The sequence below is a fragment of the Meridianimarinicoccus sp. MJW13 genome (assembly GCF_014901205.1).
Taxonomy (GTDB): domain Bacteria; phylum Pseudomonadota; class Alphaproteobacteria; order Rhodobacterales; family Rhodobacteraceae; genus Meridianimarinicoccus.
In genome coordinates this window covers 544,608-565,019 of sequence record NZ_JACNMU010000001.1, presented here as the reverse complement: position 1 = coordinate 565,019, position 20,412 = coordinate 544,608, and the positions used below count along the sequence as shown (strand labels likewise).

Sequence of the window (20,412 nt, the reverse complement as noted above, 5' to 3'; positions counted from 1 at the left end):
CTCGGTTTGACGGTCATGTGGACCCGTTCCCCGTGTTGCGCAAGATTCTCGGATGCCCAAAATTTCATCATAGCGCACAAATTGTGCAAAATTTGGGCGTTTGTCGGCCGTGCTGCCGCATTTCCAAGGCCGGTTTTCTTGAGGCCGCCCGTGTTTTGCGGCGTCAGTGCCTGTGTGAATTCTGGCGGGCCAGGCCCGCTGCAAGGAAGGGAAAGAACGTGAAACTGATCATTGCAGCAATCAAGCCGTTCAAGCTGGAGGAGGTTCGCGAAGCTCTGACCTCGATCGGCGTCCGCGGCATGATGGTGAACGAGATCAAGGGCTTCGGGTCGCAGTCCGGCCACACCGAGATCTACCGGGGGGCTGAATACGCCGTGAACTTCGTGCCGAAGGTCAAGCTGGAAATCGTCGTCAGCGCGGCGATGGCAGACCAGGTGGTCGACACCATCCAATCCACAGCCAGGACCGACAAGATCGGCGACGGCAAGATTTTCGTCCTCGACGTGGCCCAGGCCGTTCGCGTCCGCACGGGCGAAACCAATGAAGACGCCCTCTAAGCCAGCGCGACCGTAAAGGGGAATCCTTGAAATGAAACTGACCAACACTCTCATGCTGGCCGCGGCTGCGGCGGCGATGCCGGTCCTCGGCTTCGCGCAGGAGGCCGACGTGCCCACTGCCGTGCCGACGGACACCGTCTTTATCCTCAACTCGCTGTTGTTCCTGATCGGCGGCTTCATGGTGTTCTTCATGGCAGCAGGGTTCTGCATGCTGGAAGCCGGCCTGGTGCGCGGCAAGAACGTGACCATGCAGCTGACCAAGAATGTCGTGCTGTTCTCGCTGGCGTCGATCTTCTACTACCTGATCGGCTATAACCTGATGTACCCGCTGGGGGATTGGGCCATCGAAGGCATCCTTTCGGGCCTGTTCCCGTCGGTGGGTGTCCTGGAAGCAGTGGGCGTGACCGCCGAAACTGCAGACGACTATTCCTATGCCGCGACCGGGTCGGACTTCTTCTTCCAGCTGATGTTCTGCGCCGCGACAGCCTCGATCGTGTCGGGGGCCGTGGCCGAGCGCATCAAGCTGTGGCCGTTCCTGATCTTCACCATTGTGCTGACTTCGGTCATCTACCCGCTGCAGGCATCGTGGAGCTGGGGCGGCGGCTTCCTGTCGGAAGCAGGTTTCTCGGACTTCGCGGGTTCGTCGATCGTGCACTCGGTGGGTGGCTGGGCCGCCCTGACCGGGGCCTTGATCCTGGGGCCGCGCATCGGCAAGTACAAGGACGGCGCCGTGCATCCGATGCCGGGGTCGAACCTGCCGCTGGCCACGCTGGGCACGTTCATCCTGTGGCTGGGCTGGTTCGGCTTCAATGGCGGCTCGCAGCTGGCCATGGGCTCGATCGGAGACGTCGCGGACATTTCGCGGATCTTTTCGAACACCAACGCCGCCGCAGCCGGTGGCGCCGTGGCCGCGATGATCGCCTCGCAGATGATGTTCCGCAAGCCGGACCTCACCATGGTGCTGAACGGGGCGCTGGCCGGCCTCGTGTCGATCACCGCCGAGCCGCTGGCACCCACGCTGGGGCTGGCCACCATCATCGGTGCCGTCGGTGGCGTGATCGTGGTCTTCACGGTTCCGATGCTGGACAGGCTGAAGATCGACGACGTGGTCGGTGCGATCCCGGTGCACCTGATCTGCGGCATCTGGGGCACCCTGGCCGTGGTTCTGTCGAACGGTGACGCAGCCCTGGGCACCCAGCTTTACGGCATCGCCACCATCGGCATCTTCACCGTGGTCGCCTCGGCCGTGGTCTGGTTCATCCTGGCGGCTGTCATGGGCATCCGCGTCAGCGAAGAAGAAGAGATCAACGGTCTCGACATGGCGGAGCTGGGCATGGAAGCCTATCCGGAATTCGGCAAGGGCTGATCGCCCACATCCGAACCCGAGGTTTGATCCGGGCGCTGCGGCGCCCGGATTTTTCATGTCGGTGACTATTCAGGAAACGGTGCCGGTGGCTGCCGGGATCAGCGGCGGCGCGGCTTGCGGGCGCGGGGCGGTTTGGGGCCGGGTTTGCGTGCCGGGGCTGCCACCTGAAGTTCGCGCCATTGACCCGGTGCCAGCCCGTCCAGCGACCAGTCTCCGATTTTCCAGCGGATCAGCCGCAGGGTGGGGTGGCCCACGGCGGCGGTCATCCGGCGCACTTGCCGATTGCGGCCTTCGCGGATGATCAGTTCGATCCAGCTGTCGGGCACGGATTTGCGGACCCGGATCGGCGGATCCCGCTCCCACAGGTTCGACGGGGGCGCGATACGCCGGGCCTGCGCGGGCAAGGTGGGGCCGTCTTTCAGGTCCACGCCTTCGCACAGGGCCGCGATGGCTGCGGGGTCGGGGGCGCCCTCGACCTGCACCAGATAGGTTTTGGGCATCTTGTGCCTGGGATGGGCGATCTGCGCCTGCAGGCCGCCGTCATCGGTCAGCAGCAGCAAGCCTTCGCTGTCACGATCCAGCCGTCCGGCGGCATAGACGCCAGGCAGGTCGATGTGGTCGGAGAGGGTTTGCCGGGGACTGTCGCCGCTGCCGGTGTCGGTGAATTGCGACAGAACCCCGAAGGGCTTGTTGAACAGAATCAACCGGGCCATGGCCGCGCTCAGGCGGTGCCGACCTCCAGGTCGCCATACATGCCCCATTCGGCCCAGGAGCCGTCATAGAGCGAATGATCCGATTTCCCCAGCCGCTCCATCGCCAGGTTCAGGACCGAGGCGGTGATGCCGGACCCGCACGAGGTGATCGCCGGTTTCGACAGGTCGATCCCGGCGGCTTCGAACGCGGCTTTCAAACCGGCGGCATCCTTCATGGTGCCATCGGCGTTCAGCAGGGTTCCGAAGGGCAGGTTCTTGGACCCCGGAATATGGCCCGCGCGCAGGCCGGGGCGGGGTTCGTCCACCTGTCCGGCGAAACGGTCCGGGGACCGCGCGTCGATGATCTCGTGATCGCCCAGTTTCGAAGCCGCCGCCACCTGTGTGACATCGCGGATCAGACCGGCCTGGCGGCGCACGGTCATGTGACGATCGCGGATCATTGGCGGCAGGTCTTCCAACTCGCGCCCTTCGGCGATCCACTTGGGCAGGCCGCCGTCCAGAACCGCGACGTCTGTCTTGCCCATCAGGCGGAACAGCCACCAGACTCGGGCGGCCGAGAACAGGCCGGCCCCGTCATAGATCACCACCTGATGGCCGTCGCCGACGCCCATCTTGCGCAGGCGGGACATGAATTTTTCCACCGGCGGCGCCATGTGCGGCAGGTCCGAGCGTTGATCCGAGATCTCTTCGATGTCGAAGAATCGCGCACTGGGGATGTGGCCGGCCTCGTATTCGGCGCGCGGGTCGCGATTCTCGGCGGGCATGTACCACGAGGCGTCCAGAATCCGCAGGTCCGGGTCGCGCAGGTGGGATGCCAACCAGTCGGTCGAAACGAGGGTCTTGGGATCAGAATTCGGCATGAAAGGCTCTCGGTTACCGGTGTAAACTTATTGCTAGACGGCCCTTGTGCGGGGCGCAAGCCCGTGCCCGCGCCGTTGCGTCAACTGGCCCGTCGCGGCGGGCGGGTCAGGTGTCGTGGCGCAACAGGCGCTGTTTCTGGCGTTGCCAGTCGCGTTTGGCCTCGGTGGCCCGTTTGTCGTGTGTTTTCTTGCCCTTGGCGATGCCGATCTTCAGCTTCACGAAGCCCTTGTGATTGAAGTACAGCACCAGCGGCACAAGGGTCATGCCCTCGCGCTGGGTGGCTGACCACAGCCGCGACATCTCGCGCTTGTTGACCAGCAGCTTGCGGCGGCGGCGTTCTTCATGGCCCCAGGTCTTGGCCTGCGCGTAGGGCGCGATATAGCCGTTGACCAGCCACAGTTCGCCGTTTTCGACGGCGGCATAGCTGTCGGCGATATTGGCGCCGCCCTGGCGCAGGGATTTCACCTCGGAGCCCTGCAGCACGATCCCGCATTCGAGGTCATCCTCGATGGCGTAATCATAACGGGCCCGCCGGTTCTCGGCGATCACCTTGTAGTTGGGGTTGGTTTTATCTTTGGCCATGGTCGTGGGGATATAGGCGCTTTGACGGCGCGCGCCAAGCGCCGATCAGCCCAGCTTGTCCTGAAGCGCGGGCGGCACGTCGATGGTGGGCAGCCAGGGGCGCAGATCGACCAGCGGGGTCCCGTCGAAACAATCGATGGCGTCAATGTCCAGCCGCCCGGTGGCGGGATCGATGCCGGTCAGCACCACGGTCGACAGCGCCAGCGTGTTGGGCCGGTTCGGCGAGCGGATGGCGAAGGTGCCGCGCGGACTGTCCACATGGCCGGGGTTTTGCAGGATCAGGTCGCGCCGGGCCCGGTCCATCCAGTAGATCAGGATCAGCGCGCGGCCCGGTTCCAGACCGGTCAGACCGTCCAGATAGGCCGGGTCCATCTCGATATGGGCCGGCTCGCCGCTGTCGCGCGCCATCCGGATGTTCTTGGGGCAATTGCCGCGCGACCACGGTGTGCGGATGCGCCCGATGAAGGTCAGGCCGGCTTCGACCCGGTCGCCCGGATCGAAGTCGAGGGTCTTTTCGCCGGGGCGGACCGGGTTTGCCATGCTCAGACCAGCCCGGCGTGGGCCAGGGCGGCATCAATGGCGTCGCGGACCGGCTGGGTGACCGGCAGCAGCGGCAGGCGCACCTCTTCCCCGCACAGGCCCAGTTTCGACAGGGCGTATTTCGCCCCCGACAGGCCGGGTTCAAGAAAGATCGCCTGATGCAGGGGCATCAGCCGATCCTGGATCGCCAGCGCGGCGGCGTAATCGCCGTTCAGCGTGGCCTCCTGGAACTGGGCGCACATGGCCGGGGCCACGTTGGCAGTGACCGAGATGCAGCCAACGCCGCCATGGGCATTGAAGCCTAGCGCCGTGGCATCTTCGCCCGACAGTTGCAGAAAGCCGGTGCCGCAGGTGGCGCGCTGCTGGCTGACGCGGGCCAGATCGCCGGTGGCATCCTTGACACCGACGATGCGCGGCAGTTTCGCCAGTTCGCCCATGGTGGCAGGTGACATGTCCACCACCGACCGGCCGGGAATATTGTAGATGACGATCGGCAGGGTGCTGGCATCATTCAGTGCGGTGAAATGCGCGATCAGCCCGGCCTGTGTCGGCTTGTTGTAGTAGGGCGTCACCACCAAAGCCGCCGCCGCGCCCGCCTTTTCGGCGTGCTGGACAAGGCTGATCGCCTCGGCGGTGGAGTTCGAGCCCGCGCCTGCCACAACCGGCACCCGCCCGGCGGCGGCTTCGATCACGGTTTCGACGATCAGGCGATGCTCTTCGTGGCTGACCGTGGGGCTTTCCCCGGTGGTGCCCACCGGCACCAGCCCGTGCGAGCCCTGCTCGATCTGCCAGTTCACCAGTTTCTTGAGCGTCTCCAGATCCACCGCACCGTCCTTGAACGGGGTTACCAGGGCTGGAAGGGACCCTTTGATCATGACACGCTCCTATGATTCAGGCCGGGGGCGATGTGTCCCCGGCGGATTGCGCGCGGACCCTAGCGGGGGTTTGGGCAATTGCCAAGATTTTGAGTTGCGCCCCGGTCGCCTGTGGCTACCGTGCCGCGGACAGGGATCGAAAGGATGTGTGATGGTCGATGGCGCCGTGCGAAACGGGATCTTGTCGGGAATGCTGGTGCTGATGCTGGGCATCGTGCCGGCGCAGGCGGATCTGACCGCGGCCATGGCCGAGGTGCGCGCCAGCGACTGGGCCGGCGCGCGGGCCGCGGTGCGCAATGACAGCCCCGCCGTGCAGGCGGTGGTCGAATGGTATCGGCTGCGCGGTCGCGACGGTGACTTCCGAGACTACCTTGCCTTCCGCGAGACCTATGGCGACTGGCCGGGCCTGCCGCTGTTGCTGCGGCGGGGCGAGACCACGATCCCCGCAAATGCCGACCCCGAAGCGGTGCTGCGCTATTTCGGCGATCAACTGCCGCAGACCGGCGTCGGTTCGCAGCGGCTGTCGGCGGCCCTGGATGCGCTGGGACGCGGCGATGTGGCCGGGGCCGAAGCGATTCGGGCGTGGCGGGTGCTGCGCCTGACGGCGGGTGAGGAAAGCACGATGCTGGCCCGCTATGGCCAGGTGCTGGCCGATCACCACGTCGCCCGTATGGACATGCTGTTGTGGAACGGCTGGCTGACCGAAGCCGCGCGGATGCGCCCGCGCGTGCCCGAGGGCTGGCGCCGTCTGCACGATGCCCGCGCCGGGTTGCGGCGGGACGCCGACGGGGTCAACAGCCTGATCGACCGGGTGCCGCTGGAATTGCAGGACGATCCGGGGCTGGCCTACGAGCGCGCCGAATGGCGGTTCCGCAACGGTCACGAAGAGCGGGCGCTGGAACTGGTGCTGCAACGGTCGGGCAGCGTCGAAAGCCTGGGCAAGCCCGAGAAATGGGCCAAGCGGCGGCGGGCTCTGGGGCGCCAGTTGATGCGCAACGGGCAGGCCCGCGAGGCCTATCTGCTGGTCTCGCAACATCACCTGACCGAAGGCTCGGACTTTGCTGATCTGGAATGGTTGTCGGGATTTCTGGCGTTGCGCAAACTGGACACTCCGGGCGCCGCGCTGGACCATTTCCAGCGTTTCCGGCTGGCGGTGCAAAGCCCGATCAGCCTGGGCCGCGCCGGATACTGGGAAGGCCGGGCTTTCGAGGCCATGGGAGACAAGGCCTCGGCGCAGGCGGCGTATGAGTTCGGCGGCGAGTTCCAGGGCACCTTCTATGGCCAGTTGGCCGCCGAAAAGGCCGGGCTGGCCATGGATCCGGGGCTTCTGGGGCAGACCAAGTACCCGGTGCGGCGAAACTCTCCGCTGCGTCAGAATTCGGTCTACCTTGCCGGGGTGGCGCTGGATCAGGCGGGCGAACTGGCGGTGTCGGGCCGGTTCTTTGCGCATCTGGCCGAAAGCCTGAACCGCGGCCAGATCGGCGAGCTGTTGTCGCTGACCGAGGAATTGGGCGAGCCCTATTACCAGTTGCGCATCGCCAAGCGGGCGGCGGCAGAGGGGCACACACTGAACCGGGCCTATTTCCCGATGTTTACGATCTCGGTCGCCGGGCGACCGGGGGTGGAGCCGGAACTGGCGCTGGCCATTGCCCGGCGTGAAAGCGAGTTCAACCCGGTGGTCATCAGTCCGGCCGGTGCGCGCGGGTTGATGCAGGTGATGCCCGGCACCGCCAAGGACACCGCCGCCGAGGTCGGGCTGCCCTATTCGCTGGGACGGCTGACGTCGGATCCGTCCTACAACGCGCGGTTGGGGACGGCCTATCTGTCGAAGCTGAAAGGCCGCTTCGGGGTCAATGATGCGCTGGTGGCAGTGGGGTACAACGCCGGTCCGGCGCGGCCGCCGCAATGGATCGAGCGCTATGGCGATCCCCGGTCATCGCAGGTGGATGCGGTGGATTGGGTCGAACACATCCCCTTCACCGAGACCCGGAACTACGTGATGCGGGTGACCGAATCGCTGCTGCCCTATCGCGCGCAACTGACGGGCCGGCCGCAGCAGTTGACCCTGTCGCAGGATCTCAAGCGGCGCTAGGGCGTATGGGGTGGGTGCCTCCGGCGGGAGTATTTTCGCCAAGAAGAATGGGCGGGATCAGCGCGTTTGCCGTTCCCGCCACAGGGTGAAGACGCCGGCGGTGACGATGATGGCCGCCCCGGTGGCGACGTTGGGGCGCAGGGCTTCGTTGAAGAGCACCATGCCCAGGATCGCCGCGAAGGGCAGTTGCATGTAGGCGAAGGGCTGGACCGCGCTGGCCTCGGCCACGGCATAACTGCGGATCAAAAGCCAGTGCCCCAGCAGACCCGAGAGACTGAGGGCGGCCATCCAGATCCAGTCGTCGGGAGCCATCGGTTCCCAGACCCACAGGCCGATGCCGGTCATGGCGACGGCACCCGACACCCCGGTCCAGAAAAAGCAGGTGCGGGCGCTGTCCTTGCGCGACGCGTAGCGGGTGAGCAGCGCGTAGGTGGCAAAGGTTGCGGCGGCGACGAGCGGGATCACGGCGGCCGGTTGCAGGGCGCCGCGCCCCGGTTGCAGGATGATGAGAATGCCGACAAAACCGGCGGCGATGGCCGACCAGCGGCGCCAGCCGACCTTTTCGCCCAGCACCGGGCCCGAGAGCGCGGCGACGATTAACGGGTAGGCGGTGAAAGCCGCATGGGTTTCCACCAGCCCGAGACGGACGAAGGCCAGCGCCATGATCACGATTTCGGCGGCCAGAAGCAGCCCGCGCAGGATCTGGAGTACCGGTTGCGAGGTGCGGGCGGCGCCGCGCAGCCCGCCGGGCGCGCGGGTGGCAAGGACGATCACGAACAGGCCGAACGCCCAGTAGCGGATCATCACCACCATCAGCGGGCTGTAGTTTTCCGCCAGATGCCGCGTCAGCACGTCCTGGATCGAGAACACCAGCGTGGTTGCAATCATCAGCAGGATGCCGAGGCGGTTGTCCTGTTGCGTGACCGAGGTTTCGACGTTGGGGATCATGGCATTTGCCCCTGGGTCATGTGGCGTTTGCGGCCATAGCCTGCCGTGCGGGTGACGGCAAAACCGGCCTCGACCAGATTGCGGCGCACGAAGCCCGCTGCCGTATAGGTGGCGCAGGTGCCGTGCGGTGCGGTGTGGCGGGCGACTTGTGCCATCAGGTCGGCCTCCCAAAGCTGTGGATTGCGGGCCGGGGCAAAACCGTCGAGGAACCAGGCGTCGGCCTGTCCGGACCAGTCCGGCAAGGTGGCGCGGGCGTCGCCGATGACGATCTCGGCCTGCAGGACCGGGGTCTGGACGCAGGTTTCGCCGCGCGACCAGGCGTCGAGCAGCGGAGCGGCCACGGCATGGGCCTCGGGGAATCGCCGCAGGGCGCGGTCGAGGTCCGGGGCGGTCATCGGGTAGGCCTCGAACCCGGTGTAGCGCAGCGGGCCGGGCGTGCCGCTGTCCTGCCAGGCAAGCAGTGCCGCCAGCAGGTTAAGCCCGGTGCCGAAACCCAGTTCGGCGATGTGAAAGCCGGGCCGGAAGCGGGCGGGCAGATCGTTGCCCGCCAGAAACACGTGGCGGGTTTCAGCCAGTCCGTTGTCCAGCGAGAAATACGGATCGTCGAAGTGCCGGGAGACCGGAACGCCATCGGGTTTCCATTCGAGATCGGCCGGCGGCGCCTTCATGCTGGTGTCCGTTCTTGGGTTGGAGTAACAGCCCGGTGCTGTCCCGTCCTCCATGGCCATTTTGCCGGCAATGTCAATTTCGCGGGACCGAAATCGTGAAGGGCGTGCCGATGACTTCTGCCAGTATCACCATTCACGGGGCCGGGATCTTCGGGCTTTCGGTGGCGTATTTCTGTCTGAAGAAGGGCGCGCGGGTGATCGTGGTCGATCCTGGCGGGGTCGGCGCCGGGGCCAGTGGCGGTGTGGTCGGCGCGCTGTCGCCGCATACGCCCGAGAACTGGAACCCCAAGAAGGCCTTTCAGTTCGAAAGTCTGATGATGGCGGCGCCGTTCTGGCAAGACGTGGCGCGGTTGAGCGGGCGCGATCCGGGCTATGGCCGTGTCGGGCGGTTGCAGCCCCTGGCCGATGACCGCGCGGTGTCTCTGGCCAGGGCGCGGCAGGAAACGGCAGACGCGTTGTGGCAGGGCAAGGCGGTCTGGGAAGTGATCGAGGCGGATCTGGTCGGCGATTGGGCACCGGTGTCCGAGACCGGGCTGTTGATCCGCGACACGCTGAGCGCGCGTCTGCATCCCCGTCAGGGCTGTGCGGCGCTGGCGGCGGCGATCGTGGCGCTGGGCGGTGAAATCACGGACTCGGCCCCGGCGGGGCAGGACGTGACGGTTCTGGCCACCGGTTACACTGGCCTGCTGGAGCTGGCCAAGGAACTGGGGGTCCCGGTAGGCAGCGGGGTGAAGGGGCAAGGGGCGCTGCTGGACCTGGATCGCGCCGGGGCGCCGCAGATTTTCGCTGAAGGCGTACATATCGTGCCGCATGGCGACGGGACGGTGGCAGTAGGTTCGACCAGCGAGCGTGCGTTCGACGCGGCCACCGCCACGGATGCGCAACTGGACGCGGTGCTGGAAACGGCTGTTCAGGTCTGTCCGGCGCTGGCGGACGCGCCGGTTCTGTCTCGCTGGGCCGGGGTCCGGCCACGGGCGCGCAGCCGGGCGCCGATGCTGGGCGCGCATCCGCGCCGCCCGGCGACCTTCATCGCCAACGGCGGCTTCAAGATCGGCTTCGGCGTGGCGCCGAAGGTCGGGCAGGTCATGGCCGATCTGATCCTGGACGGCGTGGATGCGATCCCCGAGGGGTTCCGGGTGTCGGACAACCTGTAGGACCGGGGGCTGGGGAAGCTCCCGCCCCCGCGGCGGCGGGCCATGCCCTTGCCCGGCGTTGGGCCGGGCAGTCGCGCCCCGGTTGGGGCCCGACTGCGGGTGCGCCTAGAAATGCCATTCCAGTCCGAGAGTGGGACCGAAGATGCGCAGTTCCGACAGTTCGGGGTCGTCGAACCCCACTTGCAGGTGGCGATAGCCTGCTGTTGCCCAGACCCCGCCGCGCAGTCGGTAGCGGGCGTCAACGCGCAGATCGAACTGGGTTTCGATCACGCCCGCGCTGTAGCCGCCGGCCGTGAGTGTACCGGCGAGTTGCCAGCGATCGGACAGCGCCGCTTCGCCGTAGACCCCGACAAAGGGCACCGTGTCGCGCTCTGAAGTCCGCACTTGCCCCGCCGACCCAAGTTCAATGTCGAAATTGACGTTCCAGTACCGGGCACCGGCAACAAGCTCGGCCCGCTTGGTCGGGCTGTCGTGAAACGCATAGCCGTAGGACAGCGCGGCCATGTTGCCATAGAGGCGCATGTCCGGATCCAGAATGCCGAAATAGGGACCGGCCTGGTCCGAGATGCTGACGCCGATGTATTCAGCCCAAAGGCTGTGACGGCCCTTGCGCAGCTCGCCCACCAGGGGCAGGGCGTACCAGCCGATTTCCGAGAACGGGCCTTCGTAGTCCTCGACCGGCGCGCCTTGCAGGGTGCTGTCCAGCGCCAAACCGGTCTTCCAGTAGTAGGTCGCGATACGGCCCGTCCAACGCTCTGCCGCAGCGGGGCAGGCGGCAAGGGCCAGCCCTGCCGCAAAGGCCGAGATGCGCCTCACCGGGAGGTGGGAACCATGAGAGGCAGGAAAACCTCGACCGCGACAGCCGCAACCTGAACGGTGCTGCCGGTGTCTGGATCGGTGCTGGTCAGCCCGCCTTCGGCCACGACGACCTGGGTGGATACCGGCGAGAACTGCGCAGCAACCGCCGTTGCATCGACTTGCGCAGAATCGCTGACACCCAGCGAAACCTTGATGCGCGCGCGGTGCCGCGCCTCGGGCAGCTTGTCCAGGAAATGCAGGGTGGAGTGGCTTTCGGCATCCAGAAGGCCGTGGGCCACGGCCGCGTCGATGCTTTCGCCGACGCCCATGCCCATCTTGATGATCACGCGCTGGTCGGTCATGCGTTGTCTGCCATGTCAAAGGAAACGGAAATGGCCGCATTGGCGATAACGGTGGGTTTGCCGCCATCGTTGCGCGGAATGTCCAGCCCGCCCAGCGTGACCGTCACGGTCGGCTGGCCATAGGGAAACACGGCCATCAGCGCGGTCTTGTCCACCGCCTCGGGCGCTTGCACGCCGATCTCCACGTCGATCAGCATGTCATCCTTGGGGCGGCCCAGAAGCTCGGCCAGGTTGATCGAATTGTGCCACAGCGCATTGCGCAGGGCGCGGACGGCGGCCTCGGTATAGTCCTGACGGCGCAGCGAGGTTCCCATGCCGTATTCGGTCAGCAAGCGTTGTCGGGGCATCAGTATTCCACTCCGATCTGCGCCTTGATCCCGGCGCGGAACGGGTGCTTGACCAGTTCCATCTCGGTGACCAGATCGGCGGCCTCGATCAGCGGCTCCTTGGCGTTGCGGCCGGTCAGGACCACATGGGTCATCTCGGGCTTTTCGGATTGCAGGAAGGTCACGACTTCCTCGACATTCAGATAGTCATAGCGCAGGGCGATGTTGATCTCGTCCAGCAGCACCATCTTGTTGGCCGGATCGCGGATCAGCTCCTTGGCCTTTTCCCAGGCGGCTTGCGCCATTTCCATGTCGCGGGCCTTGTCCTGGGTTTCCCAGGTGAAGCCCTCGCCCATGGTGTGGAACTGGCAGATGTCCTGGAACTTCGACAGGATCAGGTCCCGCTCGCCGGTGGACATGCCGCCCTTGATGAACTGCACCACGGCGCAGGGCATCTGGTGGGCGATGCAGCGGAAGATCATCCCGAAGGCGGCCGAGCTTTTGCCCTTGCCCTTGCCGGTGTGGACGATGATCAGCCCCTTCTGGTCCGACTTGGTGGCCATGATCTTGTCACGGGCAGCCTTCTTCTTGGCCATCTTGGCGGCGTGGCGGGCCAGATCGTCCTTCGGGGGCGTATCGGTCATGGGATCCTCGGGTCAGGGTGTTGGGCAAGCCGGGTGTCGCGGGGCAGAATACCCGCGCCTGCGGTGGCGTCCACCACCGTTGTTGCGCGGCGGGTCAGGCAAACAGCCAGCCGATGATATAGGGTGCGGCCAGCGCGGTGAACACGGCGTTCATGCCCATGCCGATCCCGGCGAAGGCCCCGGCGGTGGGGTGGACCTGCAGCGCCCGCGCGGTGCCGATGCCGCTGGCCGAGACGCCGGTGGCAAACCCGCGCGCGCGATAATCCTTCACCCCAAGCGCATTAAAAAGTGGCGTGACGATGACCGCGCCCAGAATGCCGGTCAGGATCACCAGTGCCGCGGTCAACGAGGGTGCGGCGCCGATTTTTTCGGCCACGCCGATGGCGATGGGGCTGGTGGCGGCCTTCGGTCCCAGCGACAGCAACGAGACCCCCTGCAGGCCCAGCAGCCAACCAACCCCAAGTGCCGTCAGCATCGATACCAGCGATCCCGCCAGAAGGGCGGCGACCATCGGCAGGGCGGTGCGCAGGATGAGATGGCGGTTCCAGTACAGCGGCAACGCCAGCGAGACCGTGGCCGGCCCGAGCAGGAAATGCACGAACTGCGCGCCTACGAAATAGGTGCCATAGGGCGTGTCCGTGGCCAGCAGCAGCCCCGACAGCAGGATGATTGCGATCAGCACCGGGTTGACGGTGGTCTTGCCGCCCGAGGCCTTGAACAATGCGTCGCCCACCAGATAGGCGAGGATGGTCAGGGTCAGCCAGACCAGCGGCCCTTCCAGCAGGTAGATCCAGATGTCAGTTACCGGCACGGGGCGCCTCGTCGGTGTTGCGCAGCAGTTTCAGCATGCCCGCAAAGGCTAGCGCCCCGGCGCTCAGCCCGGCCACGGTCGACACCACCAGCGCCGCCAGCAAGGCCGGGCCGTCCGGACCCAGGCGGTCCAGATGCGCGACGACCCCGACGCCGGCGGGCACGAACAGCAGCGACAGGTGGTTCAGCAGCCCCTGCGCCAGATCCTGCACGATCTTGCCAACCTGAGGGACGGTCAACAGCAGGATCGTCAGGAAGATCATTCCCAGGACCGGACCGGGCACCGGCAGGCCAAGCGCCCCCGCCGCGACTTCGCCGGCCAGTTGGCAGGACAGGAGGATGGCCAGGGCGTGTATCATCGGGAAACCTGTTGAAAGGGCGTCCCGCCAGACTAAGGACCGTGGCCCGGAACACAAGCCAAGGCCCGCAGCCGGGGAAGGCTGCGGGCCCACGGGGACCTGCGTGTCAGGGTTCTTTATTCGGCAGGTTGGGCCAGCGGTATCGGGCTGGCCCGGAAGTGACGGCGGTTCAGGTAGAAGACCAGCGCCACCATCGCCAGTTGCACGCCCACGGCAAGACCCGAGATCGCCCAGTAGGCCGTGCCGAACTTGGTCACCAGACCGGCGGCCACCAGCCCCTTGTTCAGCCAGAAGTGCATCATGACCGACAGGCCGACACCGGGGCAGACCAGCGCATAGGCGCCCGCCGAGGTCGCCCGACCGACGACGAACCGCGACCAGTAGCCGATGCGCGCCAGTACGAACAAGCCGAAGATGGCGAACAGAACCTGCACCGACAGGATGCGCGACAGCATCACCAGGGTTTCTCCGGCGCTGCCATGAACCTCGAAGGTGGTGTGCAGCCCGTGATCCTGCCGCAGCATCAGGATGCCCAGCACCGTCAGGATCGGAATGATGATCATCAGCGTGGGGGCGGCCTCGGGGGCGACGCCTTTCTCCATCATCGCGTGAATGCCCATGACCAGCGCGATCACCGCGATGACGCCGGCGGACACCAGGAAGAAGGTCGACAGGACGACACTGACACCCACGGTCAGCGGATTGGTCGACATGGCGGCAGGCGCGGACATGCCGACGCCGACCATCGCCAGTGCGAAGGCGGGCAGTTTCTGCGCGAACGAGTTGTTGGCGCCGTGTTCAAACCCGCCCTTGCCGATCACCCGGCCCAGGAAGGCCCCCAGATGCCGGAAGGCCATCCAGCCGATGGCCAGGAAGGCGATCATCGCCAGCGGGAACAGGTATTCGGTGATCGTCCACAATCCGGGCACGAAGACCAGCCCGGCGATGAAGGCACCGTTGACCGCCATGGCCAGCGCCAGCGGCATCGCCATCATCTGGGTTTCGGCGTTCGAGGCCCGGAAGGCCGCGAATCCCTCGGCCCGGACAAAGCCGCGCAGGTGGCTCAGGTTCCAGACCAGCGCCTTGATGTTGAGGAAGAAAAAGACGGCGATCCCGGCCATGGCGAGGATGATCATCCCCTGCATGGCCGTGCTGCCGGTGGCAAAGGCGGCCATGATGTCTTCGAAGACGGGCACCGGCTTGCCGGGATGCGGCACCCAGAACATCAGCCACATGAAGAAGGTGACGGTCAGGCCGCCGGCCCCCACGGAGGCAAGGAAGTAAAGCGGGGAATAGGCCTGTGCGGCGGCCGGAGCGATACGGGAGGTCATGAGTCGTTCCTTTCATATTCGTATTTAAGAATATGAATAGCGATTCCGGCATGGATTGCAAGCCCCCCTTCACCCGCACTTAACCCGCATCGGTCAAAGCTGTGCGCATGTACCGGGTTCTTCTTCTTGTCGTCAGCTATTTTGCCTATGGCTGCACCAGCGCCAGTCTTCCGATGATGGGGGCCGACACCACGCGGCTTGCGATTGGTGGTCATGACTTCGTGGTGCGCCACACCGACCAGCGTGCCGAAGTTGTCCGGGCCAACCCGGCGGTGGCTGCGCGATCCGACATGCTGGCCCTGTCGAAACTGGCGATGGAACAGGCCTCGGGCTGCAAGGTGCGCGATGGCACGCTTTATGGCGATGCGGTGCTGGCCGAAGCGATGCTGGCCTGTCCGGCGGCACCCTCGGCTCGATTGCTCCCGGTGTGGACCTTCGATGATCGGCAATAACCAGCCCCTCGCGGCGGGACCGTGCTAGACTCGCCCCTAAGCTGTTGCCACGGGGGAGAGGCCCATGCCGTCCTATCACGACCTGCGCCCGGACGCGGATTTCGTCGACCGCGACTATGAACGGGTGTTTCCGCGCATGACCGTTCCCGAACGGGCCCGCTGCATCGACGGGCTGCTGCGCCTGCGCGCGGTGTTGAATGCAACGGTGGCGCCGCGCAAGACCGAAGGCAACCTGCTGGTCGCCAGCTGGAACATCAAGGAATTCGGCCACACGACCCAACGCCTGCCGGAAGCCTATTTCTACATTGCCGAAATCCTCGGCGCCTTTGACCTGATCGCCGTGCAGGAGGTGAAGTCGACGCTGACCGACCTGCATCTGGTGATGCGCCTGCTGGGGCCGGGCTGGCGCTATCTGGTCAATGACATCACCGATGGCACCAGCGGCAACAGCGAGCGGTCGGCCTATATCTTCAACGCCGGACGGGTGCAGTTGTCCGGGCTGGCAGGCGAAATATCCCTGTGGGACGAGATCACCCGCGACAGTCCGCTGGGCCTGCGCCAGTTGAAACGCGCGCCCTATGTCACCGGGTTCCGCGCCGGCTGGAAGGAATTCGCCATGGTCAACCTGCATCTGCATCCCGGCGATGATGCCGACGACGTTGCCCTGCGCGGCGAGGAAATCCGGCTGCTGCTGAAAGCCCTGAAGGCCAAGCGGCGCGAGGTCTGGTCCGACAACCTGATCCTCGTGGGTGACTGGAACCTCTATGAAGACGACGATCAGGCCGCGCTGCAGGCGCTGGCCGACGCGGGCTATCGCGAGTGTTCGGGGTTGCAGGGCAAGCGGACCAACGTGTCGCGCTCGCAGGCATACGATCGCATGTTCTTCACCCATAACACCTACTTCCAGATGGAAGAGGCCAGCGACGGGCTGGAACGCGGCGACGTGCTGGACCCGTTCGATGCCGTCTACCGCGAGGGCGACCTGCGCGCCTATCGCCCGACGATGCTCGCGCAATACGGCGGGTCGCGCGATCTGGCCGGGGATGACGCGGCACTGGCGCGCTATTTCCGCCATCCGTGGCGCAAGAATCAGTTGTCCGATCACTTTCCGATCTGGGTGTCGCTGGTCACCGATCAGGCCGACAGGTTCCTGAAGGACAAGCGTGACGCGCTGGCGGGCTAGCCCGCCGCGCCGCCGCGCAACGCCTCGATCCGTGCGCGCGCCGAGTTTGACCGCGGCACCCAGAGGCCCCGGTCGATGGCCTCCTGCAAGCGGTCGGCAATCTCGCGCAGGGCCGGGGCGTTGTGATCCCCGATGAAACTGCGGGTGGCGTCATCTTCCAGGAAGGCGGCCTCGACAGCGTCAAAGTGATGGCCCTTCACCGCGCCGGTGGTGGCGGCAAAGGCGAACATGTAGTCCACCGTCGCGGCAATCTCGAAGGCCCCCTTGTAGCCGTGCCGCTTCACCCCCTCGATCCACTTGGGATTGACCACGCGTGAGCGCACGACGCGGGCGATTTCCTCGTCCAGCGTGCGGATGACGGGGCGTTCGGGGCGGGAATGATCGTTGTGATAGATCGGCCTTTGCACCCCTTGCAGATGCGCCACCGCCGCCGCCGCGCCACCTTCGAACTGGTAGTAGTCGTCGCTGTCCAGCAAGTCGTGTTCGCGGTTGTCCTGGTTCTGCACGATGGCCTCGGTCTGGCCGAGGCGGGTTTCAAGCGCGGCGCGGGCGGGGGTGCCCTCGGCACCCTTGCCATAGGCGTAGGATCCCCAGGTCAGATAGGCTTCGGCCAGATCGCCAGGATCCTTCCACAGCCGTTCGTCGATCATCGCCTGCAGCCCGGCCCCATAGGCCCCGGGCTTGGCGCCGAAGACCCGGAACTCGGACCCGGGGCCTTCCGTGCGGGCGCGGACAGCGGCGGGGTTGATGTCGTCAGGTTCGTCCAGCGCCATGACCGCGCGGGCGGCGCTGTCCACAAGGTCGATCTGCTGCGGGAAGGCATCCCGGAAAAAGCCCGACACCCGCAGGGTCACATCCACGCGCGGCCGCCCCAGCGCGGTGTGCGGGATGATCTCGAAGCCGGTGACGCGGCGGTTGGCACTGTCCCAGCGCGGCTTGACGCCCATCAGGGCCAGCGCCTGGGCGATGTCATCGCCCCCGGTGCGCATGTTGGCGGTGCCCCAGGCGGTCAGCAGCAGGCTGCGCGGCCAGTCGCCGTGATCCTGTAAATGACTTTCGATCAACAGGTTGGCCGATTTCCACCCCAGCGCCCAGGCAGTGGGGGTGGGGACCGCGCGGCTGTCCACAGAGAAGAAATTCCGCCCCGTGGGCAACACGTCCAGCCGCCCGCGCGTCGGCGCGCCCGACGCGCCCGGGGCGACGAAGTGCCCATCCAGGGCGGTGAGGAGCCCCGTCCCCTCCGCCGGGCCGCAGGCTGACACCATGGGCGCGACCTGTTCATGCGCTTCGGCCAGAACCGCAGCGCTGGCGGGGCCGGGGGCTTGGGCTGTTCCGTTCAGCAAGGCCGCCGAGAACAACTCCAGCCGTTCCACCGTGTCGCCATGGCTGCGCCAGCGTGCGCCGTCCAGGTCGGCCAGCGCGGCGGGGCGCGGCCCGTCCCAGGGCGCGGCCATGTCGCAATCCAGCGGATCGAAATCCATGCCGAAATCCCCCGCCAGCGCGCGCGGCAGAGATGCGTTCTTCCCGGCACCATCGCCGCGCGGCAGGCGCAGCAAGGCCTGCACCAGGTCGCGGTGCAGCCGTCCCTCCGGGGCCTTTCCAAAGATGTGCAGCCCGTCGCGAATCTGCGCCTCTTTCAACTCGCACAGCCAGGCGTCCAGCTTGGCCAGATCGCGATCTTCATCCTCGCCGGTCATACCCGCGTCCTGTCCAAGCCCGGTGGCGGAACACAACGAGACGATCTCGCGGCGCAGGTGGTCGATGCGGCGCGGATCGACACCTGCCGCTTCGTAGTATTCGTCCACCAGCGCTTCCAGATCGCGCAGGGGGCCATAGCTTTCGGCGCGCGTCAGCGGGGGTGTCAGGTGATCGATGATCACCGCTTGCGCGCGCCGCTTGGCTTGCGTGCCCTCGCCGGGATCGTTGACGATGAATGGGTAGATATGCGGCATCGGTCCCAGCACCGCCTCGGGCAGACAGTCCTCGGACAGGGCCAGAGCCTTGCCCGGCAGCCACTCTAGGTTGCCATGCTTGCCCATATGGACGATGGCCTGCGCACCCTGGTGCTGCCGCAGCCAGAAGTAGAACGCCAGGTAGTTGTGCGGCGGCACAAGGTCGGGACTGTGATAGGTCTCTTCCGGGTCGATGTTATATCCGCGCGCGGGTTGGATGCCGACGGTCACCTTGCCGAACCGCAGAATCGACAGGGCAAAGCCGTCGGGGCCCATAAACGGATCGGTCTCGGGGGCGCCCCAACGCTCCTCGATCCGTTGCCGCACGGCCAGCGGCAGGACGTCATAGGCGGTACGATAGGCGTCCAGCGACAGCCGTTCGCCACCGTGCCGTGCAGCGCGGTCGGCCAGCCAATTGGTCGGCCCCTTCAGGATGGCCTGCATCAGGGCGTTGGAATCGCCGGGTTCGTCCTGCACGTCATAGCCCGCCTTGGCGAGCAGGCGCAGGGCGTGCACCGTGGCCGCAGGGGTGTCCAGCCCGACGCCATTGGCCAGCCGTCCGTCCTTGTTGGGATAGTTGGCGAGCACCAGCGCCACCTGCCGGTCGGCGGGGGGCGTGTTGCGCAGCCGCGCCCAGTTGGCGGCCAGATCGGCCACGAATTCCACCCGGTCGCCGCGCGCGCGATAGGTGGCGATGGGGCATTCGGTGGCGTCGTCGAAAAACGCTTCGCCCTTGAAGCTGATGGCGCGCGTCAGCACCCGCCCGTCCACTTCCGGCAGGGCCACGTTCATGGCGATGTCGCGCGCTCCCAGCCCGGCAAGCCCCTGTTCCCAGCTGTCCTCGCTGGCGCTGGACAGCACCACCTGGAACACCGGCGCGCCCTGCGCGGCGGGGCCGGCGAGGGGGCTCGATCCCCCCGAGGCGGCCTCTCCCGTGTGCGGGCTGCCCACAGCGAAGGCCGTGCCGTTCAGGATCACGTCGGGCGGGGCGGCGTGGAACAATTGCTCCAGCGTCGCGACGCTGACCGGATCCTTCAGCGAGGCGACGAAGATCGGTAGCGGGTTCAGTCCACGTCGCGCCAGCGACCGGATCAGCCGGTTGATCGGATGCAGCCCGGCCCCCTGTACCAGCGCCCGATAGAAGATCACCGGCACCACCGGCGCGCCCTCGGTCCAGGTATTGCGGGCTGTGTCCAGGTCCGAGATGCCGGCGCCGGGCCAATAGACCCCGGCGCGCAGCAGGGGTTTCGCCGCTTCGGGGCGATCCGCGCGGTCTTCGATCATGGCCTGGGCGTAGTCCAGGAAATGGGTCGCGTTCGCGGGCCCGCCTTCGACCAGATAGGACCAGAGCGCCTCCCAATCGGCGCGGGGCACCGTGGACAGGCGCCACAGATCATCGTCGGGCTTGTCGTCGCCGGGCAGGGCGGCGAAGGCGACGCCGGCCTCGTGCAGATGGGCGGCGTATTGCTCCAGCCCATAGCGCCAGTAGCCCAGCCCCCCCAGCACCCGCGCCACCACCAGTTTCGACCGACGGGCGCAGGTCTGGATGTGCAAATCCACCGACATTGGGTGGCGCAGGTGCATCAGGTTGGCCAGCCGCAGGGAGGGGGCATCGGCGCTTTCCGCCCGCGCGGCGCTGAGGGCTGCCAGTTCGGTGTCGGCGGCGCTGAGCACCACCAGATCGGCGGGGGTCTGGCCCAGATCGACGGGTTCGACCCCGTCATCCAGATTTCCGGGTGTGGCGGCAAGCAGATGCATCGGCTGGGACTTTCAGATCGGGAGGCGGCACCCGTGGCGGGGGCGGGTGCCTCCGGCGGGAGTATTTGGGCCAAGAAGAAG

Annotated in this window: 21 protein-coding genes; 6 read left to right on the top strand and 15 right to left on the bottom strand. The window is 66.4% G+C overall.

Annotated elements, in window-relative coordinates:
- Positions 1-218 precede the first annotated feature (218 nt).
- Complete coding sequence (locus H8B03_RS02740) at positions 219-557, top strand: P-II family nitrogen regulator (RefSeq protein WP_193140016.1); 339 nt, start codon at positions 219-221, stop codon at positions 555-557.
- A gap of 31 nt (positions 558-588) precedes the next feature.
- A complete protein-coding gene (locus tag H8B03_RS02735) occupies positions 589-1,923 on the top strand; it encodes an ammonium transporter (RefSeq protein WP_193140015.1) in 1,335 nt (444 codons plus the stop codon).
- Between the two features lie 98 nt (positions 1,924-2,021).
- On the opposite strand, the gene H8B03_RS02730 is transcribed toward H8B03_RS02735, so the two are convergent.
- The 5 genes from H8B03_RS02730 to dapA form a co-directional block, all read right to left on the bottom strand.
- Positions 2,022-2,636: a pseudouridine synthase gene (locus H8B03_RS02730; protein WP_193140014.1), complete on the bottom strand. Its 615-nt coding sequence runs from the start codon at positions 2,634-2,636 to the stop codon at positions 2,022-2,024.
- Between the two features lie 8 nt (positions 2,637-2,644).
- Positions 2,645-3,496 (bottom strand): 3-mercaptopyruvate sulfurtransferase, encoded by an 852-nt coding sequence (sseA, locus tag H8B03_RS02725; protein ID WP_193140013.1) that lies wholly within the window; start codon positions 3,494-3,496, stop codon positions 2,645-2,647.
- A gap of 106 nt (positions 3,497-3,602) precedes the next feature.
- Positions 3,603-4,079 carry an SsrA-binding protein SmpB gene (gene smpB, locus H8B03_RS02720; RefSeq protein ID WP_193140012.1) on the bottom strand — a complete coding sequence of 159 codons (477 nt, stop codon included), beginning with the start codon at positions 4,077-4,079 and terminating at the stop codon, positions 3,603-3,605.
- A gap of 45 nt (positions 4,080-4,124) precedes the next feature.
- Complete coding sequence (locus H8B03_RS02715) at positions 4,125-4,619, bottom strand: TrmO family methyltransferase (RefSeq protein ID WP_193140011.1); 495 nt, start codon at positions 4,617-4,619, stop codon at positions 4,125-4,127.
- A gap of 2 nt (positions 4,620-4,621) precedes the next feature.
- Entirely contained in the window at positions 4,622-5,494 is an 873-nt protein-coding gene (dapA, locus tag H8B03_RS02710; protein WP_193140010.1) for a 4-hydroxy-tetrahydrodipicolinate synthase, read from the bottom strand.
- Positions 5,495-5,645: 151 nt separating this feature from the next.
- Here dapA and H8B03_RS02705 point away from each other — a divergent pair, with 151 nt between their 5' ends.
- Positions 5,646-7,586: a lytic transglycosylase domain-containing protein gene (locus H8B03_RS02705; protein ID WP_226925636.1), complete on the top strand. Its 1,941-nt coding sequence runs from the start codon at positions 5,646-5,648 to the stop codon at positions 7,584-7,586.
- 57 nt (positions 7,587-7,643) lie between these two features.
- On the opposite strand, the gene H8B03_RS02700 is transcribed toward H8B03_RS02705, so the two are convergent.
- Together H8B03_RS02700 and mnmD are read right to left on the bottom strand one after the other, a co-directional pair.
- Positions 7,644-8,534, bottom strand: coding sequence for a DMT family transporter (locus H8B03_RS02700; RefSeq protein WP_193140008.1), 891 nt, complete (start codon positions 8,532-8,534; stop codon positions 7,644-7,646).
- A complete protein-coding gene (gene mnmD / locus H8B03_RS02695; RefSeq protein ID WP_193140006.1) occupies positions 8,531-9,202 on the bottom strand; it encodes a tRNA (5-methylaminomethyl-2-thiouridine)(34)-methyltransferase MnmD in 672 nt (223 codons plus the stop codon). Before mnmD ends, H8B03_RS02700 begins: the two co-directional genes overlap by 4 nt.
- Positions 9,203-9,312: 110 nt before the next feature.
- On the opposite strand from mnmD, the gene H8B03_RS02690 reads away from it, so the two are divergent.
- Complete coding sequence (locus H8B03_RS02690) at positions 9,313-10,356, top strand: FAD-binding oxidoreductase (protein ID WP_193140004.1); 1,044 nt, start codon at positions 9,313-9,315, stop codon at positions 10,354-10,356.
- Between the two features lie 105 nt (positions 10,357-10,461).
- On the opposite strand, the gene H8B03_RS02685 is transcribed toward H8B03_RS02690, so the two are convergent.
- The 7 genes from H8B03_RS02685 to H8B03_RS02655 form a co-directional block, all read right to left on the bottom strand.
- Positions 10,462-11,172, bottom strand: coding sequence for a hypothetical protein (locus H8B03_RS02685; protein ID WP_193140002.1), 711 nt, complete (start codon positions 11,170-11,172; stop codon positions 10,462-10,464).
- Positions 11,169-11,516, bottom strand: a complete 348-nt coding sequence (locus H8B03_RS02680) for a Lin0512 family protein (protein ID WP_193140000.1) — start codon at positions 11,514-11,516, stop codon at positions 11,169-11,171. Before H8B03_RS02680 ends, H8B03_RS02685 begins: the two co-directional genes overlap by 4 nt.
- Positions 11,513-11,863, bottom strand: a complete 351-nt coding sequence (locus tag H8B03_RS02675) for a Lin0512 family protein (RefSeq protein ID WP_193139997.1) — start codon at positions 11,861-11,863, stop codon at positions 11,513-11,515. The genes H8B03_RS02680 and H8B03_RS02675 overlap by 4 nt, the downstream gene beginning before the upstream one ends.
- Entirely contained in the window at positions 11,863-12,486 is a 624-nt protein-coding gene (gene cobO / locus H8B03_RS02670; RefSeq protein ID WP_193139995.1) for a cob(I)yrinic acid a,c-diamide adenosyltransferase, read from the bottom strand. Before cobO ends, H8B03_RS02675 begins: the two co-directional genes overlap by 1 nt.
- 94 nt (positions 12,487-12,580) lie before the next feature.
- Positions 12,581-13,297, bottom strand: coding sequence for an LrgB family protein (locus tag H8B03_RS02665; RefSeq protein ID WP_193139993.1), 717 nt, complete (start codon positions 13,295-13,297; stop codon positions 12,581-12,583).
- Positions 13,284-13,655 (bottom strand): CidA/LrgA family protein, encoded by a 372-nt coding sequence (locus tag H8B03_RS02660; RefSeq protein ID WP_193139991.1) that lies wholly within the window; start codon positions 13,653-13,655, stop codon positions 13,284-13,286. Before H8B03_RS02660 ends, H8B03_RS02665 begins: the two co-directional genes overlap by 14 nt.
- A 116-nt stretch (positions 13,656-13,771) precedes the next feature.
- Positions 13,772-14,986 (bottom strand): TsoY family (seleno)protein, encoded by a 1,215-nt coding sequence (locus H8B03_RS02655; protein ID WP_193139989.1) that lies wholly within the window; start codon positions 14,984-14,986, stop codon positions 13,772-13,774.
- Between the two features lie 107 nt (positions 14,987-15,093).
- On the opposite strand from H8B03_RS02655, the gene H8B03_RS02650 reads away from it, so the two are divergent.
- Positions 15,094-15,438: a hypothetical protein gene (locus tag H8B03_RS02650; protein WP_193139986.1), complete on the top strand. Its 345-nt coding sequence runs from the start codon at positions 15,094-15,096 to the stop codon at positions 15,436-15,438.
- Positions 15,439-15,502: 64 nt separating this feature from the next.
- Positions 15,503-16,621: an endonuclease/exonuclease/phosphatase family protein gene (locus tag H8B03_RS02645; RefSeq protein WP_193139984.1), complete on the top strand. Its 1,119-nt coding sequence runs from the start codon at positions 15,503-15,505 to the stop codon at positions 16,619-16,621.
- On the opposite strand, the gene cobN is transcribed toward H8B03_RS02645, so the two are convergent.
- A complete protein-coding gene (cobN, locus tag H8B03_RS02640; RefSeq protein WP_193139982.1) occupies positions 16,618-20,331 on the bottom strand; it encodes a cobaltochelatase subunit CobN in 3,714 nt (1,237 codons plus the stop codon). The genes H8B03_RS02645 and cobN overlap by 4 nt on opposite strands.
- Positions 20,332-20,412: the final 81 nt, after the last annotated feature.

Excerpts from the sequence above, each read along its gene's own strand:
- H8B03_RS02735 (WP_193140015.1), top strand. The coding sequence starts at position 589 with ATGAAACTGACCAACACTCTCATGCTGGCCGCGGCTGCGGCGGCGATG.
- H8B03_RS02730 (WP_193140014.1), bottom strand. The coding sequence starts at position 2,636 with ATGGCCCGGTTGATTCTGTTCAACAAGCCCTTCGGGGTTCTGTCGCAA.
- sseA (WP_193140013.1), bottom strand. The coding sequence starts at position 3,496 with ATGCCGAATTCTGATCCCAAGACCCTCGTTTCGACCGACTGGTTGGCA.
- smpB (WP_193140012.1), bottom strand. The coding sequence starts at position 4,079 with ATGGCCAAAGATAAAACCAACCCCAACTACAAGGTGATCGCCGAGAAC.
- H8B03_RS02715 (WP_193140011.1), bottom strand. The coding sequence starts at position 4,619 with ATGGCAAACCCGGTCCGCCCCGGCGAAAAGACCCTCGACTTCGATCCG.
- dapA (WP_193140010.1), bottom strand. The coding sequence starts at position 5,494 with ATGATCAAAGGGTCCCTTCCAGCCCTGGTAACCCCGTTCAAGGACGGT.
- H8B03_RS02705 (WP_226925636.1), top strand. The coding sequence starts at position 5,646 with ATGGTCGATGGCGCCGTGCGAAACGGGATCTTGTCGGGAATGCTGGTG.
- H8B03_RS02700 (WP_193140008.1), bottom strand. The coding sequence starts at position 8,534 with ATGATCCCCAACGTCGAAACCTCGGTCACGCAACAGGACAACCGCCTC.
- mnmD (WP_193140006.1), bottom strand. The coding sequence starts at position 9,202 with ATGAAGGCGCCGCCGGCCGATCTCGAATGGAAACCCGATGGCGTTCCG.
- H8B03_RS02690 (WP_193140004.1), top strand. The coding sequence starts at position 9,313 with ATGACTTCTGCCAGTATCACCATTCACGGGGCCGGGATCTTCGGGCTT.
- H8B03_RS02680 (WP_193140000.1), bottom strand. The coding sequence starts at position 11,516 with ATGACCGACCAGCGCGTGATCATCAAGATGGGCATGGGCGTCGGCGAA.
- H8B03_RS02675 (WP_193139997.1), bottom strand. The coding sequence starts at position 11,863 with ATGCCCCGACAACGCTTGCTGACCGAATACGGCATGGGAACCTCGCTG.
- cobO (WP_193139995.1), bottom strand. The coding sequence starts at position 12,486 with ATGACCGATACGCCCCCGAAGGACGATCTGGCCCGCCACGCCGCCAAG.
- H8B03_RS02660 (WP_193139991.1), bottom strand. The coding sequence starts at position 13,655 with ATGATACACGCCCTGGCCATCCTCCTGTCCTGCCAACTGGCCGGCGAA.
- H8B03_RS02655 (WP_193139989.1), bottom strand. The coding sequence starts at position 14,986 with ATGACCTCCCGTATCGCTCCGGCCGCCGCACAGGCCTATTCCCCGCTT.
- H8B03_RS02650 (WP_193139986.1), top strand. The coding sequence starts at position 15,094 with ATGTACCGGGTTCTTCTTCTTGTCGTCAGCTATTTTGCCTATGGCTGC.
- H8B03_RS02645 (WP_193139984.1), top strand. The coding sequence starts at position 15,503 with ATGCCGTCCTATCACGACCTGCGCCCGGACGCGGATTTCGTCGACCGC.
- cobN (WP_193139982.1), bottom strand. The coding sequence starts at position 20,331 with ATGCATCTGCTTGCCGCCACACCCGGAAATCTGGATGACGGGGTCGAA.